Here is a 16,842-nt window from a genome sequence, read left to right on the forward strand (position 1 = left end):
GCCGTGACAATCAAGACCTACGATCCTATCAGCGCTCAGTTCGATACCATCCCGGTCCAAAAACCGGGCACGCAAGTCATCGAATTCAGCAACGGAGTGGCGACGAGACGCGAGGCCGCCGGGCCTTCTTTGGTCGACAGGCTGAAGGAGATGGCAACGCCGCGATCGGGGATTGCTGCGATCGTCATTGCCGTCGTACTCATCTATCTGCTCGGCGTCGCTGGCCTGCTCCTGACGATGGCCGTGATCGTGGGTCTTGGCGTTTTCCTCTCGCTGAACCGTCGCAACCCGATCGCGGTGATGTTGTCGGGCCCCGTGCCTGCCTATTATCTCGTCACCGTGTCGGCCGTGCCGATTGCAGACGAACGACGCGTCCAGCTGAAGGATACCGGGATTTATGCCACCGTGCATATAGAGTATCAGGCAGCGGTCATCGATCCCATTGAGGTCGTCCAGAAGGGTATTCACGACGTCCGGGAGTATTTTTCGCCGCGGCTCTACAAGAAGATCAGCAGGCTTGCATCGGAGGGTAAACTCGACGACAAGCTCGAGAGCCTGCGCAAGGTGCTGATGGATTTTGCCGAAGAGCCGATCGACGACACGGCCATCCGCATCACGGAGTGCAATATTGAGATCACTGTCGAGGAAGCCGAGGCCCGCAAATTGCGCACGATTGCCGCGGCGCAGCTCGACATCCTCGAAAAGCGGACCGTCCACCAGACGCGTGCTGTCGATCGCGATTATTATGCGAGATTGCTTGCAAGCGACGAGGAGCTGCAAGCGGAAATGATGAGCCCACATGCGGACAAAGCAGCGCTGCGCGACATCATCAATCAGCGAATGGCGCGTGAAGAGCAGGACTTCACGCGCAAGCTCGCGGTAATGGAATTTGCGGTCAAAAACGGGATTATCGAGCCGCATCAGGTACGGCGCGACTACCCGCAGATGATGGGCGAGTTGGCCCGGGCCTTTGGAGGCCAGATCAGTGCACCGGCGGCGGCAACACCGATCGCTGGCAATCCTGGCCTCAGTGCGATTACCGATCAATCGACGACGGACCGCGATTAGGGAACTGACGTGAAGCCACATTTGCAAGCGGCTTCCCTTCACTGAGTGTTGGCATGATCTCGATGTCCTCGTTTTGTTGGGATCGCAAAGATGCGCCTGACGGAAAACAGTGTGCTCGTCATGAGAGAGCCGGAGGTGGAGCGTCCGACGAAACTTGCGCATTGTTTCGTTGAAGACGTAACGAGGTCCGAGTGGCGCAACAGACCGTTTGGCATCGTTCTCAAATAGATCATATGTCGCTTTCACGGAGATCAAAGGGCAGCGAGTGGCGGGGGTGACGGTGCGCTGCGGACGGACGGGTCAGGGGAAAGACTGCCAGCGGAAGGCTGGTTGTGACGAGAACTGTGCGAGCCGTGTTACCCCTGATCAAGTATTCGTCTTGCCGCGGCACTTGTCTTGGCGACCGGCAGCAAAGGGCTTTTAGGCTGCTTTTGAAAGTCTGTATTCCTCGATCACGCAACCGAAGTATGTTTGGCGTGTTCAATATCGCAAATCTACCTCCGGTCGTGATTTCACTGGCGGGACCAATCTTTCTCTGCCATCCTCTACAACCAGCATTGTGGCTGATTGCGATGGGGGCTCCATGAGGATCGCGTTCGTTTCACTGGTATTGCTGTTAGTTTCACAGTCGATCGCCGCCGCAGAAAGCTGTCCGCGATTCCAGGCCAGCACGATGACCGTTACGGGAGCAGATCCTGCACATTGGCGGGAGGACTATCCGAAGGTATTTCCTAATCCTCGCGACGTCCAACCTTGGGAGTCGATCAAGTTTCGCACCGAACCTGCCAAATACATGCAGGTCGTTTTGGAAAGCGCGAAACCGCATTTCAAGAACGTCGGGGGTCGTCTAACCGGCACAGGCTCTGAACCGTGGTGGATCTCCAAATGGCTTGACTACGGAACGTCTGGACGTGAACCTCTGATGGGCTTGACGAAGGAGCGAGGACCGAAGGTAGGCGACTTGTCAGAGACAAGTACGGAAGGCCCGCAGGTCTGGGCTGTCGGTTTCTACAACACGCCGGGAGCTGCTGTGTTCGGCGAGGTCTTCGCTGACCCTTGCAGCCCTTCGCTGCCTGTTAATCTGAAATTTCCGGCAGACACTGTTTCAATTAAGTTCCTGTTCACGGATGCGTCGCCCGACGCGGTTTCGTATCTTAAGGATGCGCCGGTCTATTGGGCTTACATTGACCCACCAGATTCAAGCAGCGACTCCCATGACGTGACCGAACGCACCCGCCAGCAACTACGGCTCTTGCAGGTCGACATCGCTGTTAAGGACAACGGATCTTTCGACACTGGATGGGCGTTTGGAACCTTCGTTTGGCAAGGCCCGCCGAAGGGTGACCAGTTTTTTGACAACCTAGTTCCGGTCTCGCTTCAGTGGGGCAATGATCCCGGAGTCTATGACGACACATCGATCATGCAAAGCTGGATCAATCAAGACCTGAAAGATGTCACCTTCGGTTGGAGCAAGCGGCCGACGATGGGTTTTATGGGGCGTGCGAACGGCCCTGCAGACAACATTCGATCCTCGTGCCTATCCTGTCACTCGGCAGCGCGCAGCCCACGGGCGACGATGGGGCTGTTGAACAGCGCTTTCGATATGGCCCGTTTGGACAATACTCAGGCAGTCAAACGCCACGTCGATACGTGGTTCCAAAACATAAAGTCCGGTCAAATCTTCCAACCCTTGGAGCCCGCCGCTGCAACATTGGATTATTCGCTCCAGCTCGAGGCTGCGATATTTCGGGCATGTCTCGCCTGCGAAGCCGGCGATTTAACTGGCGAGACTCCCTTAATATGCCGGAGCAGCGGCTTCTATAACCGGCCGATGTGTAGTTCCTCGGACACGCCAGTGGCGCGCAAGCGCATTCTACAAACCATGGTGCCACCGCGCCAGTAATGGCGATGCCTCGCGAGAACCAAGCTGGCGCAAAAGAGGGAAAGCGCAATGTATCAACGTCGAGCTATACACCCCATAAGCAGAACTCTAGAGCCTCTGTCGCAGGCGACGGTCGAGACGCTGTGGACGATCTTTGTCGCAATTGGCGAGCGCTGGACCCTTGGAGATGACCCGTCGACCTATCGGCTGCGTTTTGAAACCTTCCTGGAAAACAGAATCAATGTAAGCCCGATCTACAGGGACTACTATGCGAAAGGGGCGGTATATTTTGACGAGTTGGTTTCGGATTTAGGACAAGCGGCGGCACTCGATCGGCTTTTCGGACAAAAACCGCGGGTCGTCCAATCGGGTATTCCGGCCACGCGGCTTGAGGCTATTCAACGGTTCGTCGCAAACGAATTCATATCTCTTCGTCTGGCGCTCGGGGGGTTCAAGTCTTTCGGCGCGATCAACTATCGCGGATACTTCGGAGGCGCAAACATCGAGGGGGAACCGACCCCTTATCGCAAGCGGTGACCAATGAAAGCGGAAACCGTCATCATTGGCTCGGGAGTCGCCGCTACGGCAGTCGCGCAAACGCTGCTTGAGAAGAATCCGCAAGCTTCCATCCTGATCCTAGAGGCAGGGGTGCGGGTGAAAACGAAGGACTACGGACTGTGGGAGCAATACATGCTCACGCGCCAGACGCCTTACGAACAATATACCGATCTGCCATACCCTCAGCGCGATTTTACTGGCGAAAACACCAGTGCTGGAGGGACGGATGTGCCTCTCAATGGCGCAAGGGTCTTCGCCTACGGGGGCTCCACGCTGCATTGGGGTGGCTGGTCGTTCCGGCTAAAGCCGGAGGACTTCCACCTGAGGTCAAACACGGGCCAAGGCATCGATTGGCCGTTCGACTACGACGAACTTGAATCATTTTACTGTCGCGCCGAACATCATCTCGCTGTTTCCGGGGATTCTCGTGATCCTTTGCTTAAGCGCACTCGGGATTACCCATTTCGTGAATTTCCATTCACTGTCATGGATGGTCCGATTGCAGATGGGCTCGACAAGCTAAAAATCGGTTACGGCCATTTGCCTATCGCGAGGCGAGGCGTCTCGGGCGAACCGTCGAGACATGCGCCATGCCAAACGACTGGCACCTGCAAATACTGTCCTTTCGGCGCGCGCTATGCTGCCTGCAACTACCTCGACGATTTGATTGAATGGAACGATTTTCCTGGTTTCTCGGTGCGGCTTGGCGCCATCGTCGATCGGATCATCTCAGACGGAAAACGCCGGGTCAAAGGCGTGACGTTCTGGGACCGCGAGACGGGAGCCTCGCTGGACGTTGAGGCCGATCGCGTCATCGTTGCCGCGGGCGCAATCGAGTCTGCCAAGCTCCTTCTGCGTTCGGTCTCGGAAGAATGGCAAAACGGACTTGGCAATGACCATGATTTGGTGGGTCGCTATCTTGTCACCCACCCGTATTTCACCTTTGAGGGACTTTTGAAAGAGAACCCTCTCCGTCTCCAAGCGGAAATGGACTTTCCGACGCTTGCTTCCCGGCATTTCGATAGCAAGGCTGAACAGGCCGCCGGAAAGTTCGTTCTGGTCTCACCACCGGATGCGGTCGGATTCAGGCTTGCCGATAGCCTTCAGAAAGGCCAATCACGGAAAGAGATCATTGATGCACTTGAGGGAAAGACCGGGATTCAAATCCACGGGATGATCGAGGTGTTCGGGCGCTTCCATAATCGGGTGACTGTTGCCAAGGATGCCGGAGGCAAGGTCAAATATAACCGCGTCGGCATACCAATGACCCAGATCGAGTACGACAAGGACCCGGAGTTTGACAAACGAATGGCTCTGGTGGAAGCCAAGGTGGGCGAAATCCTCAACGCAATGGGCGCGCCTCCCACCGGGACGAAGTCATTATCCTGGCGGGCCGATCATGCGGCCTCCGTCTGCAGGATGAGCTCAAAACAAGAAGAGGGCGTCGTCGATGACGATCTCAGGGTGCACGGGATCGACAACCTCTATGTGATCTCGAACGCAGTTTTCCCTAACATTGGAGCAATCAATCCAACCCTAACGCTCACGGCATTGGCACTGAAGCTGGGGGACCATCTAAATGCACGAGGCAGCGCATGATGACGAACGACGAATTCCAGGCGAAACGCCAAACATTGCTCGCTCGACTGCAATTGGCGCTGGAACTCGAATGGGCCACGCTCCCTCCCTACCTCGTAGCCCTGCTCAGCATGAAGCGCAGTGCGAACCGCGAAGCCGCCGATCTCGTTCGAGGCATCGCAATGGAAGAGATGCTGCATTTCGCACTTGTGGCGAACGTTATGAACGCAGTCGGTGGCAAGCCGCTTGTTGCCAAAGCGAACTGCCCTGCCTATCCCCTGACGATGACCTTCGAGGGCCGGCCGTTCGCCGATCGGACGTTCCCGATTGATCTCGGACCTTTCTCGAAGGAATCGATCGAGACCTTCATGAAAATCGAGCAGCCGCAGACGCCGATTGCCAAGACAACTTGGGCGCATGAAAGGATCGATGTACCAGCGCCCACTATCGGAGAATTCTACGGCGAGATCTCCTCCTTGCTAGAAGAACTCGACGCCGCGCTCCCAGGCAAACTCTTTACCGGCGATCGTAAACGGCAGCTTGAAGGCGACTACTTCTGGGGCGGTGGCGGTGCCATCGTTATCGTGACCGATATTCACAGTGCGAAGACTGCGCTTACAACCGTCGTGGAGCAAGGTGAGGGCGCTTGGCCTTGGTCCCAAGAAAAGCTTGCCGCGACCGCCGGCGAGCCACTGGAAATGGGTCACTACTACCGGTTCAGCGAGATTTTCTACGAGCGTCACTTTCTGAAGTCGGATCAACCTGACGAGCCGCCAACAGGCGATCCGATGCCGATCGATTATGGGGCTGTCTATCCTATCAAAAAGAACGCCCGGGCGATGGACTATCCTACGGAATCGCAAGCTGCAAAGTTGAATGAATCCTTCAATCGTCGTTACACGATGATGCTCCGCCAACTTGGGGAGGCGGTTAACGGGACGCCGAATTCACTCTATACTGCGATCATGAACGGCATGCACGAAATGACGTCGACCGCACGGGAGCTCATGCAGACCCCGTTTCCTAACTCCACCGGCGGCGAGACGGCTTGTCCGACCTTTGAGTGGGTGGATTAAGAGCGACCCTGATTCAGAGCAGCCGGGTAGGTTACCTCGACTATGTCGGCGTGGCGGCGCGGTCGAGTTGGTCGCCATCGCGGACGCCAAAGGGCGAGGATAGAAGCGGCCCAGCGTCTGCGGCTCGGCTCCCATCAAGGCAAGCACAGGCAGATTTTCACCCGTCAGCGCGATCAGGTCAAAGTTAGGCTGTGTCGACTTGCGTTTTTTGAGAGGAAGTGCGCCTTGACTTCGGGAGCCAAGCCACCGGCTCCAAAGAATCCCTCGATCTTCTGCCAGAGTTTCAGGTGTTTAGTAGCGCAGCGTGCTGACGAGCAATTGAACCAGAATGTCGTGTCGCCGCCGTCACTCAACGGTATGGTTTTCACAGCCTTCAGATATCCTTCGACGACGTCTGGCTCCGGGTTGTGATGCGCGCCGTCACCGCAGAAAATATAGTGGCTGGCACGGATACTCTCGACGAATTTCTTTGAGTAGCTGTTGTCGGCGCCATGATGGGGCACTTTCAGCACGTCGACTTCGAAAGGTTTGTCGTCTCCGATTAATTTCGCCGCGGTCAGGTATTCGAGCAGGCTCTCATCGCCCGCGTCTCCTGTCAGAAGAATTCGGCGGCCATTCTCCTCGACGAGAAGTACGAGAGAGGCGAGATTGGGGGGAGTGACATCCTTTTCGATCGCGAGCGCCAATTCCTGCGCTCGGCGGGCGACGTCCATCGGCGACACTCCGGAGCGAAGGTCTTCGACATCGCGGCGATGCCGATTGCGCAGGGTTTCGACGTAGTCTTTCTTTTTCTTCAGCCAGTCGATCCAGTCTTTGCGCAACTCATCGAGCTGTACCTTCGTTGGACCCAGCACGGTAGTGGTCATAGAGCCTAACGCAATCGGCTTTTTCGGGCGCGCGACCATGAAGTTTCCGGCGAAGTCTGGATTGAGCGGTATGCTCAACTGATCGTCTCCGATCCGCCAGTTGACTTCGATGGCGTCGCCGACGCTGAGCGCGAGCATCTCGACACGCTCCGCATTCCTCACCATTTCCGGCGTACCCAACCCGGCGGCATTGAGGCCAGCCATCGCGTTGGCACTGGCCGCAAGTGCGCTACCCAGTTGCACGCTTTCGGACTTGCTGATGTCGTCGAGGAAGGCATTGTGCCAGAGCGCTCGAATCGCCGGCGGCCTGGGCATCGCGGGCTGTTTGAACTTCTTGCCCTTGAGCTGCATGTGGTCGAAGGCTCGCCACTTCATCTCGTCATCAAGCATCCGGAGCACGCCACCGATATGGTCGCGGTCGATGTGTGAGACATAAACGACGTCGATTTCCTTTTGCGCCGCCCTGAGTTCGGAGAGTGGGGTCGCGATGAATTCGTCATAGGCGTCCGGTAGGCCGGCATCGGCCAACACACGCCGGTCATCGCTCGAGGTCAGTAACAGGCAGTCGCCGCTGGCGGCAGGGAAAACTTCGATCTGCATCAACTTTTGCCCTTCATTCGCTTCTGAAGACTGTCGGTCAGGTCATCCACGGGCTGGACCATTCTCACCACCTCCCGCAGGCACGCGCCCGGATCAATGACACCGAAACCAGAGCCGTTTTGCCATTCGTAGCCGGAACCCGGAAGCGGTTGTGAAGTGCGTTGGATGACCCCACCGATCTGGGCGGCAGTGAGTTGCGGGTTTAGCGAGAGCATCAGCCCGGCAACGCCCGCGACATAGGGGCTTGCCATGCTGGTACCCGTCATTTCAATCCACTTGTTTTGCGAATCGAAACCGCAGGCCGCGACGATCCCAGTGCCCGGCGCCGCAATCTCTGGCTTCATCCTCCCATCGCGGGTCGGCCCTTGGCTCGAGGACGCGTTGAGCAGTTCCCGCGCCTCATCGAGATTCGCTACGCCGATCACGCGCGGACCACATGCCAACGAACTCAGCGTCGAATGGTCGACGAAGGTATCCGGTCCAAAGAACGAGGGTAACCGCCACTGCGTGCGTACCCGACCTCGTGACGGGTCGTCCCGCTCGATCCACGCATCGTAGGCTCCGTTGCGCACCACCTTGCCGGTAAGCCGCACCTTCCAGCCGCCGGCTGTAATCCCCACGATTGGCTCGCCCATATAGGGACTGAGATAGATCGAAATACGGTTATCCCCATTTTTGGGGTCACTCAGGACGTTGTAGATCGAAACGACCGTGCGATCGGCCAGCAGCAGGTTCTCCACCCTCTGGCCGGGAGAGACCGGCCCGATGCGAATGCCGTTAGGGGTAAAGAGCTCAACGTCGAATTCATCCTGTGCGCTGTACCAGATTTCGAGCTCATTCTCGGAGACGTCTTCGACACCGTTGCCAACCACGAGCCATTCCAGATCGCGCCGCAGCGCCGCCGCTGGGATTCGACCGCTGGAATGCACGCGCCCAGACCAGATGCCGGTATCGCCTTCGAATTCCAGCGCATCCTGTCCGGAGTTCCCGGCCGCGACGCAAATCGACCGGCCCGGCTCGGTCATCGATGCGTCGATCCAGCGTGAAAGAAGCTCCGAGCCATCGTGTGCGCCGCCATTGGTGCCGAGGCTGACATTGATCGAAATCGCCTCGATATCCTTGTCAGCCTCCGCCAGCGCGAAGAGATACGCCAGGCCGTCGACAAGGCAGGTCGTGTCGTAGAACGATTTGCGACGATCGTTGTCGGCGTCGGGGAGCGACAGGAGAACAGCGGCGATCTTTGCCCTTTTGCAGAGACCGGAGCGGCCCGCAGCGATGCTTGCAACATGGGTTGCATGAGAACCGCGGATTTGCTGTGACTGCGGCGCAAGATCGTAGGGTGATACCCGCGCCGCCTTGGCTTCTTTCAGCGCAAAGGCGATGTGCTCGGCCGTGATTTCAGACCCGCGGCTTTGGGCTTTGCTTGCCTTCCCCTCGCTGACGGCGAGTTGCGGTGGGTCGAAAGCATCACCGCCTTGATCCCAGATGCGGATGATACGTGAATTGCCGGCATCGTCCATGAAGTCTTCGTGGGCGAAATCAATGCCACCTACGTCGATTATCCCGATTAACACGTTCTTGCCAATGTCATCGATCGTTCGGTTCTTGCCGGCGACTCCGACTGTGCCGCTATTGTAGAGAACGTAGCGGTCGGCGGATGGTTGGCTGGGGGTGTTGGCGCCAATCTGAGGGTCCGGCGCCCGCAGCGTCTCGGCGAGCTCGATGGATTGCACCACGGGATCCGAGTCGAGCTTTTGGAGGTCCGCGATGCTTACGGTGGCTGTGCCGACACGGCCGTTGCGGCGTGTGACAAGATCAGGAGATTTAGCGCTCTCGCGATTCAGAAGGACAAAGACGCTGACCTCGACATCCTTCGGCAGGTCCTTCTGTTTCGGGCCGCGGGCGATTGCATCGATCTCACGCTTCAGTTGCTTGACGCTGTCGTCGGTCGTCAAGCTGACGATATCAGGCACTTTCAGTTTCTGCGCCGCCGGTTTGAGCCGCACTGCACCGTTCTGCTGCGCGCGCACCGCGTTCACGTTAGAATCGCCGTTTGCCACGCAACGCAGACGGCTATTGAGTTTGCGCATGCGATCAAGTGGATTGGCCATCTCAGTTCAAGGTCCTTTTTCGATCCGAGGATTCTATTGCGACAAGCACTTTCTGAAGTGGACACACAGTTCTAGAAATCGGCCCATCGGCGCCATGAGATACTGAAGTCGCACGTGAGCGTTTGTGGCGCGTGACGCTTCAATCCGTTGGCAAATCACTCCACACGAACCAAGCGAGCTAGTTCAACCGGGTAGGCAGATTGAACTGCGTCGGACTGAGGTCCAGTTTCTGTTCAAAAACCTTGAGATCGGTAGGCTCCAGCACCATGCCACCTGAAACATCGCCGCCCTGCGGAAGGGCGCTACCTTGGATGTCTGAAAAGCTGGGAATCTTATTCTCCGGCCAATCGTCTATAGCGTCGAGCTGGATGCGCTTCGGTTCAAGGACAACACCAAGTGAATTCGGATCTAGCCGATATGCTGACGTCGCGAAAATCTCGCGGGTATTCGCAGCGTTACTTTCAATGCTTTCAATCGAGGCGGAGACCGTTCCGGTCGGCAGAACGTCGAGCGTTGCCCCGTCCGACGTCTTGAGATTACGAGCGATTGCATTGAATTTTCCAACTGCGACAGCCAAAGTTTCTGGATTTTCGAGATTAACGCGCAGTGTGGCAACCGTCGCCGTGACAACTATGGGAACTGAAGTGCATAGACTGCCGGTGAGTCCAGCGTGGCACTGCAGTTCGTTCACGACCTTTGTTTCCAGAGTCCAGTCTGGTCCGTACGTCGCGACCGCCCAGTACATTGCCTTTGCTTTCCATTCCGCCACTCCGTTGGCCCGCATGCCATAGTAGAAGTTCCGGTGCGTGTCGTGAGCTGTGCGATTTTGCTTCGTGCAAAAATAATCGTGAATGATGGATGCCTTCAGATAAGGCCCTTCGAATGGCCCTCCAATAATCGACCAGAAGGCCTGTGGAATAGATGCGCCATCTACTTTTTCACCGGCGGGAACGTCCCATTTGAGGCCATTCGGGTCATCGAAGCTGAAGTTGTTTGACAATTCAAATAAGGGTCGCGGATCAGCGTCTATGAACTGACCCGACGGTCCGCTCGAGAAATTGCCGAAGAACTCAGCCGCGTTGATTTCGATCGCGCTGCAACAAAGGAGAGCCGCGGCCAATAGTACGCGCTTAAAGGAACTGTCCGAACTACCGCTTTTAGCTAAAAGGTCACGTTGCATGTTTGAAACCCTCCCCAGTCTCAGCTCCGCAAAGTCCGAGCATGTCCCCCCAGAAAATAACCCATGATTGCAAATTCTATCGATGGCGTCAAAGAGCGTCAGGAGGTTGGATGGTTGATGCGCGCTTCTCACTTTCCGGAGGGGTACCAGCGCCAGGCGGTCCGACGATTGCGCCGCCCCAGTTGTCATCCAAGCTCTGCTATACGAAATCGGGGGAAAGTACCATGGTGAGCCTTTACAACGACCCGTTCAAGGTCGCCGAAACCACCGAATCCATTGCGTTGGCGCGCGGAATTCTACCCTGCGGCTGATAGCCGCCGCAGACGTTCGTTCGCTTCTGGCCCATCGGCAATCTGGTGACCGCGCGTTGGAACGCAGGCTGAGGGTGCTTGCGATCAACAACCCAAGAGCTGTAGCTGCGTGAAACTGCGAGATTGTAAACCTTGCTCGCGAGGTTGGCTGAAATCGCACCCCCACCAACAAGGTTGATCTGCCGATCGTGCCGTGTTTTGAAGTAAGCAAATCGGCGCCGGGGATTTGACAACAGGAATGGCAGAGCAGTTTGACATGTTTTCGGAGCAGGTTCCGCGCGACCATGTGGTTACGCGTAGCACCTCCAAGTCCGCTGAACCCGACAAGCATGCCATTCCCATGAGTGAAGAGGACATGGTCCGACATCTGTCGGAGACAGGTCGATATCGGATCCTGCAGAAACTTATGCCGCGCGCAATAGCTCTCTTCGCCCGGCCAGCGTACCCCCTCAAGGGCATCATTCTCGACACCGAGACCACGGGCCTCAATGCTCGCAAGGATGAGACCATCGAGATTGGCGTGATCGCTTTCACCTTCGATGCGACAGGAACTATCGGTGACGTGACCGGCATCTATGGTGGGCTTCAACAGCCGAGCGTTTCCGTTCCCCCCGAAATCACCAGGCTCACCGGGATCACCGACGACATGGTCGCCGGGCAAACGATCGACATGGCGGCGCTAAAGGCGCTGATTGACCCCGCTGATCTGCTGATCGCCCACAATGCCGGTTTCGACCGGCCATTCTGCGAGGCGTTTTCTGATCTGTTCTCCGGTAAGGCCTGGGCTTGCTCGAACTCCGAGATCGACTGGGCTTCACGCGGATATGAGGGCACCAAGCTCGGCTACCTCATCGGGCAGGCGGGCTACTTCCATGATGGTCATCGGGCTGTCGATGATTGTTTCGCGCTTTTGGAGGTTCTCGCTCGGGAAGTCGAAGGATCGGCTTCCACCGCTTTCGCCGAGCTCTATGAAGCAAGCCAGAGGTCACGTGTGCGGATCCTTGCGGAGAACAGCCCCTTCGACATGAAGGACGACCTGAAGGCGCGAGGCTATCGCTGGACCGACGGAAGCGACGGCCGTCCCAAATCCTGGTGGATCGAGGTTGGGGAAGAAGCGCTCGATGATGAGCTCCGCTATCTCAGGGCCGAAATCTACCGCTATCCAGACGCCGATCCTCCAATCAAACGCCTCACTGCCTTCGACCGGTTCCGGGCCTGATAGCCCCTTCAGCCCATCTTCTGATCGGACCCATGCTTTGAGCGCATGGCCGACCTGAGACCTTGTGCCTTATCGACGGGCGTCCAAGGGCCTATCTTCCAATCATCGAAACGACGTTGGAACCGAAGCAAGGTTGCTGGCGTCAAGAGACCTCACGAAAGGGGATCATCATGAACGTAGCACGCTCTTTCAATAACTGGCGCAAGTACCGTCAGACCGTTACCGAACTCGGCCGCATGAGCTCGCGCGAACTGCAGGACCTCGGCATCGATCGCGCCGACATCCGCAGCGTTGCTCGCCAGTCGGTCGCTCGCTAAGCGGCTTTTTCCTACCCATCCTGAATGACACTACGCCCGCTGATGACGCGGGCGTTTTTGTGTCTGGCCGCCGCGAGGCGCTGTGCTGGAGATAGCTGTCGTCAGGATTACGTCATGCATTTTTCGCATATCTGCACTGCAGCAAAGTCTATTTAATGTGCGGCGCGAAAAGGTATCTTGGTTTTCATCGAAGCGATGCACCTCCTCCCGCAGAGCTTCGAATTCAGACGGCCCACTCCTCCTCCCAAGGGGCGTCTGTCGGAACAGCGGCACTCCTCCAGCCGTTGTTCGGTTCTTTTCGAAAAGCCTGCCGCACCTCCTCCCGCGGCAGGCTTTTTCGTTTTCAGGCTCGGCGGGATCAAAGTCCCAGATCGAGTTGCGGTTCTTGCCCGCTTTCTTCGGTGTTGAGCGATGACAGGGTGATCCCTAAGAGCCGCACCGGACGTTTGAACGGGAACACCGAGGCGAGCAGGGTCTCTGCAATCTCCAGCATCTGGTCGACGTCGGAAACGGCTCCGGACACGGTCCTGCTGCGTGTCGCCTGACTGAAATCCGAGTATTTGATTTTGACGGTGATCGTCTTTCCCGTGATGTCATGGGCCCCGCAATACCGCCAGGCCTTCTCGGCCAACGGTCGGAGCTCGGCTTTGGCCAGGTCGAGATTGTCGATATCCTCGACGAACGTATCCTCGGCGCCGACGGATTTTCGGATGCGGTCAGGCCGGACCTGGCGCTCATCGATGCCCCGCGCGATGCCATAAAAATAAGCACCGGACTTTCCAAAATGCTCCTGCAGGAAGGCGAGCGACTTCGATTTCAAATCGAGCCCGGTTTCGATCCCGTATTTGCGCATGCGCTCAGCCGTCGCCGGCCCGACGCCATGGAATTTCTTGACGGGCAAGGCTTCGACAAAGCCTGGTCCGTTCTTCGGTGTGATGACGGCCTGGCCATTGGGTTTGTTCAAGTCGCTGGCCATTTTCGCGAGGAACTTGTTGTAGGAGATGCCGGCCGAAGCGTTGAGCCCGGTGACCTGCTTGATCTTCGCACGGATCTCCAGCGCAATCTCGGTGGCGATTTCCATGCCCTTCAGATTTTCCGTCACATCCAGATAGGCTTCGTCCAGCGATAGCGGCTCGATCAGCGGCGTATATTCGGCGAAGATTTCGCGGATTTGCTGGGAAACCGCCTTATAGACGTCGACGCGCGGCGGCACGAAAATCAGCTCCGGGCATTTCCGTTTTGCGGTGACCGACGGCATGGCCGAATGGACACCAAAGGCACGCGCCTCATAGCTTGCGGCGGCCACCACGCCGCGTGCTGCGGATCCGCCGACGGCGAGTGGCTTACCACGAAGTTCCGGGTTATCGCGCTGCTCGACCGACGCGTAAAAGGCATCCATGTCCACATGGACGATTTTGCGGATCGGCGTTGGCGTTTACCTCGAAGCTGACCTTGTCACCTTCTCTGAGCGAACCGCCTTGCTGCAAAGCGGACACGTGAACGAACACGTCCGTTCCACCATTCTCTGGGGTAATGAGGCCAAATCCCTTATCACCGTTGAAAAATTTGACAGTACCGGTCGCCATCTCAGTTCCTCTTCAGTCTTTGCGGCATGTTCACGCGCGAAACGAACCTAAGCGGGAGCAATTGCCAATCAACGGATGAACCTCGTCTATGAGAAGGCGCGGACTCTTTTGCCGCGCGGGACGGAGCTTTGCATAGCAGTTTGCGTTTGTTTGCTGCGCAGTACATATAGACATTTCCGCGGATATGCGGCATAAGAGCTATATTTGCTGCGCAGGGAATATCTATGGAAGAGTCCGTAGCCTTCGATATGTTGAGTGAGTTGACGGCCAGCCTCACGGAGGCAGGCGGGGAAATCACGTCCGAGCCCATGTCTGAGTCGCAGATGGGAAACTCTCACGCAGATTTCCTTATAGATGCGCGATTTTTTGATGCGCCTCTCAAACTTGTTGTCGAGGTCAAAAGATCAGCTTTTCCAAGAGACGTCAGGGAAGCAATCTGGCAGCTGAAGAAATACATTGCCGCCATGCCGCCAGGCAATTCCAGAGTTCTCCCCCTATTGATGGCCGATACCATTTCCCCAGGCGCACGTGCACTCCTGCGCGAGGAGAAGATCGGTTATTTCGATCGTAGCGGCAGTCTCTATCTTTCGGCCGACAATCTCTTTGTTCTCGTCGAAAAGCCAGCCTCGAAGCAGCAGGCTCGATCGCTCAACAATCTGTTCGTTGGAAGTCGCGCAAAGGCCCTCCATGCCGTCTGGACATTTAAGGACCAATGGTTCGGTGTGCATGAACTGGCCGAGCGGGCATCCGTATCTCCCACAACTGCATCCCAGGTTCTTATCGAACTAGAGCGCCGCGAATGGGTGAGCTCCAAGGGTGCCGGTCCATCGAAGGAAAGGATACTCTCCAATCCCCGCGCGCTGCTTGACGAGTGGTCTTCCTATGTCGCTTCGATCAAGCCGAAGCCGCTCCGCTCGTACTATATGCGGATGACCAATATCGATGAGGCGATCCGTGAGATTGACCGCATCTGCGATGAGACGGGAGTTCGCTACGAAATTTCCGGGCTCATGGCCGGGCAGATCCATGCACCGCACCTCTCGAAGATATCCCAAATCCATTGCCGCATCGATCATGGCGGCGAAAGCCTTCTTCGAAAACTGGGAGCAAAGGCTGTCAAAGAGGGCTGGAATCTGGGAGTTATAGACTCTAATCCACGCCACGACTTTCTGTTTCGCCAACGGGTCGGTCATGTCTGGGTCACAGATCCACTTCAAACCTACCTCGATCTCCTGCAGCTTGACAGCGGTCGCTCAAAGGAACTGGCCGACCATCTTCGGCTGACAAAACTCGCGGGACCCGAATGACAAAGCCCCAGATACTGACTGAATACAGTGCCGATGTTACCCGCGACTGCGAGCGCGTCCTGGTTACGCTCTTCAGCGGCCTCGGCCCCTGGCGTGATTCCGTCTTTCTGGTCGGTGGGCTTGCACCGCGCTACATCGTCACCAAGAGGCCGCCTGACGTCCCGCCTCATGCAGGAACCGGCGATATCGATGTCGTCGTCGATCTGTCGATCCTCGCCGACACAGAGGCATACCGGACGCTCGAACAGAACCTCAAAAAAATGGGTTTCGAGCGTGCGCAAAATGACAAGGGCAATAAGGTCAACTGGCGTTGGCAGACCATGACCGAGCACGGCATTCTCGTCATTCTGGAGTTCTTGGCAGACGACCCGAAGCTCCGGGGTGGCGCATTGCAGGAACTGCCGACGGAAGGAAATGTTTCTGCGGTGAATATCCCTCACGCGTCGCTCGTGTTCGGGCACCACGATCGGATGGAAGTCACCGCTGATCTGTTGGGTGAAAAAGGCCGCTCGACAGAATCCATCCCCTACGCCGATATCGTGGCATTCACATGCCTCAAGGCGTTTGCCTTTGATCACCGGCGTGAGCGCAAAGATGCGCACGATCTCGTCTACTGCCTCGAACACGGAGAAGGCGGGCTCGCCGGCGCAATCGCCAAATTCCAAGAGGCTCTGAAAGGCAACGATCGGGAGGTCATCGAACGTGCCCTGACGCTTTTGCTCACCCGCTTTTGTGATCCGGAGCCAGACGAAGGCTACCTGCGCGAAGGCAACGTTGCCGTGGCGCAGTTCGAAATTGAAGGTGCTGCAGACGACACGGAAATCAGAGAAGCCCGGATTTTGCGCCAGCGTGCCGTCAATGACATCATGCTCGAGTTTTTAAGCGCGCTTGGTATTGCGTTCAAGTGATGCTCGGAGCGCGGGCCGCAGGCGGTGAACTCGACGTCGAGCATCATCGCCCTCCGGCCAACGCGGCCAGAAAGCGCAGGATTTTTCCGCACCACAAATGGCCGAACACGGCCAAGACGACGAGGCAAGTGCCATTATATGTGCGGCTACCGCGCGACTCCATCAAGCAAGAAAGCATCAGTTGCCCGAGCTGCTTCCACTGGCGCAATGGTTTAACGCAATCTTGGATCGACCGCGCCAGGGTAGGCGCGTCTTTGAACGGAGGCACCGTAGTC

Annotated in this window: 15 protein-coding genes; 10 read left to right on the forward strand and 5 right to left on the reverse strand. The window is 57.0% G+C overall.

Translation table 11 applies throughout. The features are described from left to right. The first annotated feature begins 3 nt into the window (after positions 1 to 3). The 5 genes from J3O30_RS30495 to J3O30_RS30515 all read left to right on the forward strand — a co-directional run bounded on the left by J3O30_RS30495 (position 4) and on the right by J3O30_RS30515 (position 6,162). Positions 4 to 1,068, forward strand: a complete 1,065-nt coding sequence (locus J3O30_RS30495) for a hypothetical protein (RefSeq protein WP_207585677.1) — start codon at positions 4 to 6, stop codon at positions 1,066 to 1,068. Between the two features lie 583 nt (positions 1,069 to 1,651). Beyond that, a complete protein-coding gene (locus J3O30_RS30500) occupies positions 1,652 to 2,971 on the forward strand; it encodes a hypothetical protein (RefSeq protein WP_207585678.1) in 1,320 nt (439 codons plus the stop codon). A 48-nt stretch (positions 2,972 to 3,019) separates the two neighbouring features. Further along, the gene (locus tag J3O30_RS30505; protein ID WP_207585679.1) at positions 3,020 to 3,487 is read left to right on the forward strand and encodes a hypothetical protein; all 468 of its coding nucleotides are present in this window, start codon (positions 3,020 to 3,022) and stop codon (positions 3,485 to 3,487) included. Positions 3,488 to 3,490: 3 nt separating this feature from the next. After that, positions 3,491 to 5,107, forward strand: a complete 1,617-nt coding sequence (locus J3O30_RS30510) for a GMC family oxidoreductase (RefSeq protein ID WP_207585680.1) — start codon at positions 3,491 to 3,493, stop codon at positions 5,105 to 5,107. After that, positions 5,104 to 6,162 (forward strand): ferritin-like protein, encoded by a 1,059-nt coding sequence (locus J3O30_RS30515; protein ID WP_207585681.1) that lies wholly within the window; start codon positions 5,104 to 5,106, stop codon positions 6,160 to 6,162. Before J3O30_RS30510 ends, J3O30_RS30515 begins: the two co-directional genes overlap by 4 nt. A 173-nt stretch (positions 6,163 to 6,335) precedes the next feature. Here the strand turns inward: J3O30_RS30515 and J3O30_RS30520 are convergent, their stop codons facing one another. From J3O30_RS30520 to J3O30_RS30530, 3 genes are all read right to left on the reverse strand, one after another. Continuing rightward, positions 6,336 to 7,628 carry an MBL fold metallo-hydrolase gene (locus J3O30_RS30520; RefSeq protein WP_207585682.1) on the reverse strand — a complete coding sequence of 431 codons (1,293 nt, stop codon included), beginning with the start codon at positions 7,626 to 7,628 and terminating at the stop codon, positions 6,336 to 6,338. After that, positions 7,628 to 9,739 (reverse strand): S8 family serine peptidase, encoded by a 2,112-nt coding sequence (locus J3O30_RS30525; protein WP_207585683.1) that lies wholly within the window; start codon positions 9,737 to 9,739, stop codon positions 7,628 to 7,630. The genes J3O30_RS30520 and J3O30_RS30525 overlap by 1 nt, the downstream gene beginning before the upstream one ends. 178 nt (positions 9,740 to 9,917) lie before the next feature. Continuing rightward, positions 9,918 to 10,919, reverse strand: coding sequence for a DUF1353 domain-containing protein (locus tag J3O30_RS30530; RefSeq protein ID WP_207585684.1), 1,002 nt, complete (start codon positions 10,917 to 10,919; stop codon positions 9,918 to 9,920). A 110-nt stretch (positions 10,920 to 11,029) separates the two neighbouring features. On the opposite strand from J3O30_RS30530, the gene J3O30_RS30535 reads away from it, so the two are divergent. The 3 genes from J3O30_RS30535 (at position 11,030) to J3O30_RS30545 (ending at position 12,766) form a co-directional block, all read left to right on the forward strand. Next, positions 11,030 to 11,230, forward strand: a complete 201-nt coding sequence (locus J3O30_RS30535; protein WP_207585685.1) for a hypothetical protein — start codon at positions 11,030 to 11,032, stop codon at positions 11,228 to 11,230. 238 nt (positions 11,231 to 11,468) lie between these two features. Continuing rightward, positions 11,469 to 12,449, forward strand: coding sequence for a 3'-5' exonuclease (locus J3O30_RS30540; RefSeq protein ID WP_207585686.1), 981 nt, complete (start codon positions 11,469 to 11,471; stop codon positions 12,447 to 12,449). A gap of 170 nt (positions 12,450 to 12,619) precedes the next feature. After that, positions 12,620 to 12,766: a DUF1127 domain-containing protein gene (locus J3O30_RS30545; RefSeq protein WP_207585687.1), complete on the forward strand. Its 147-nt coding sequence runs from the start codon at positions 12,620 to 12,622 to the stop codon at positions 12,764 to 12,766. Between the two features lie 358 nt (positions 12,767 to 13,124). Here J3O30_RS30545 and dinB read toward each other — a convergent pair whose 3' ends face one another. Continuing rightward, positions 13,125 to 14,165 carry a DNA polymerase IV gene (gene dinB, locus J3O30_RS30550; RefSeq protein ID WP_222257351.1) on the reverse strand — a complete coding sequence of 347 codons (1,041 nt, stop codon included), beginning with the start codon at positions 14,163 to 14,165 and terminating at the stop codon, positions 13,125 to 13,127. After that, complete coding sequence (locus tag J3O30_RS30555; protein ID WP_245315061.1) at positions 14,128 to 14,352, reverse strand: cold-shock protein; 225 nt, start codon at positions 14,350 to 14,352, stop codon at positions 14,128 to 14,130. The genes dinB and J3O30_RS30555 overlap by 38 nt, the downstream gene beginning before the upstream one ends. A 224-nt stretch (positions 14,353 to 14,576) precedes the next feature. Between J3O30_RS30555 and J3O30_RS30560 the strand changes: the two genes are divergently transcribed. Next, on the forward strand, positions 14,577 to 15,659 hold the full coding sequence (locus J3O30_RS30560; RefSeq protein ID WP_207585688.1) for a hypothetical protein: 1,083 nt from the start codon (positions 14,577 to 14,579) through the stop codon (positions 15,657 to 15,659). Next, on the forward strand, positions 15,656 to 16,567 hold the full coding sequence (locus tag J3O30_RS30565) for a GSU2403 family nucleotidyltransferase fold protein (protein WP_164575276.1): 912 nt from the start codon (positions 15,656 to 15,658) through the stop codon (positions 16,565 to 16,567). The genes J3O30_RS30560 and J3O30_RS30565 overlap by 4 nt, the downstream gene beginning before the upstream one ends. Positions 16,568 to 16,842 lie beyond the last annotated feature (275 nt).

Origin of the sequence: Rhizobium sp. NZLR1 (assembly GCF_017357385.1) — a bacterium.
Lineage (GTDB): Bacteria > Pseudomonadota > Alphaproteobacteria > Rhizobiales > Rhizobiaceae > Rhizobium.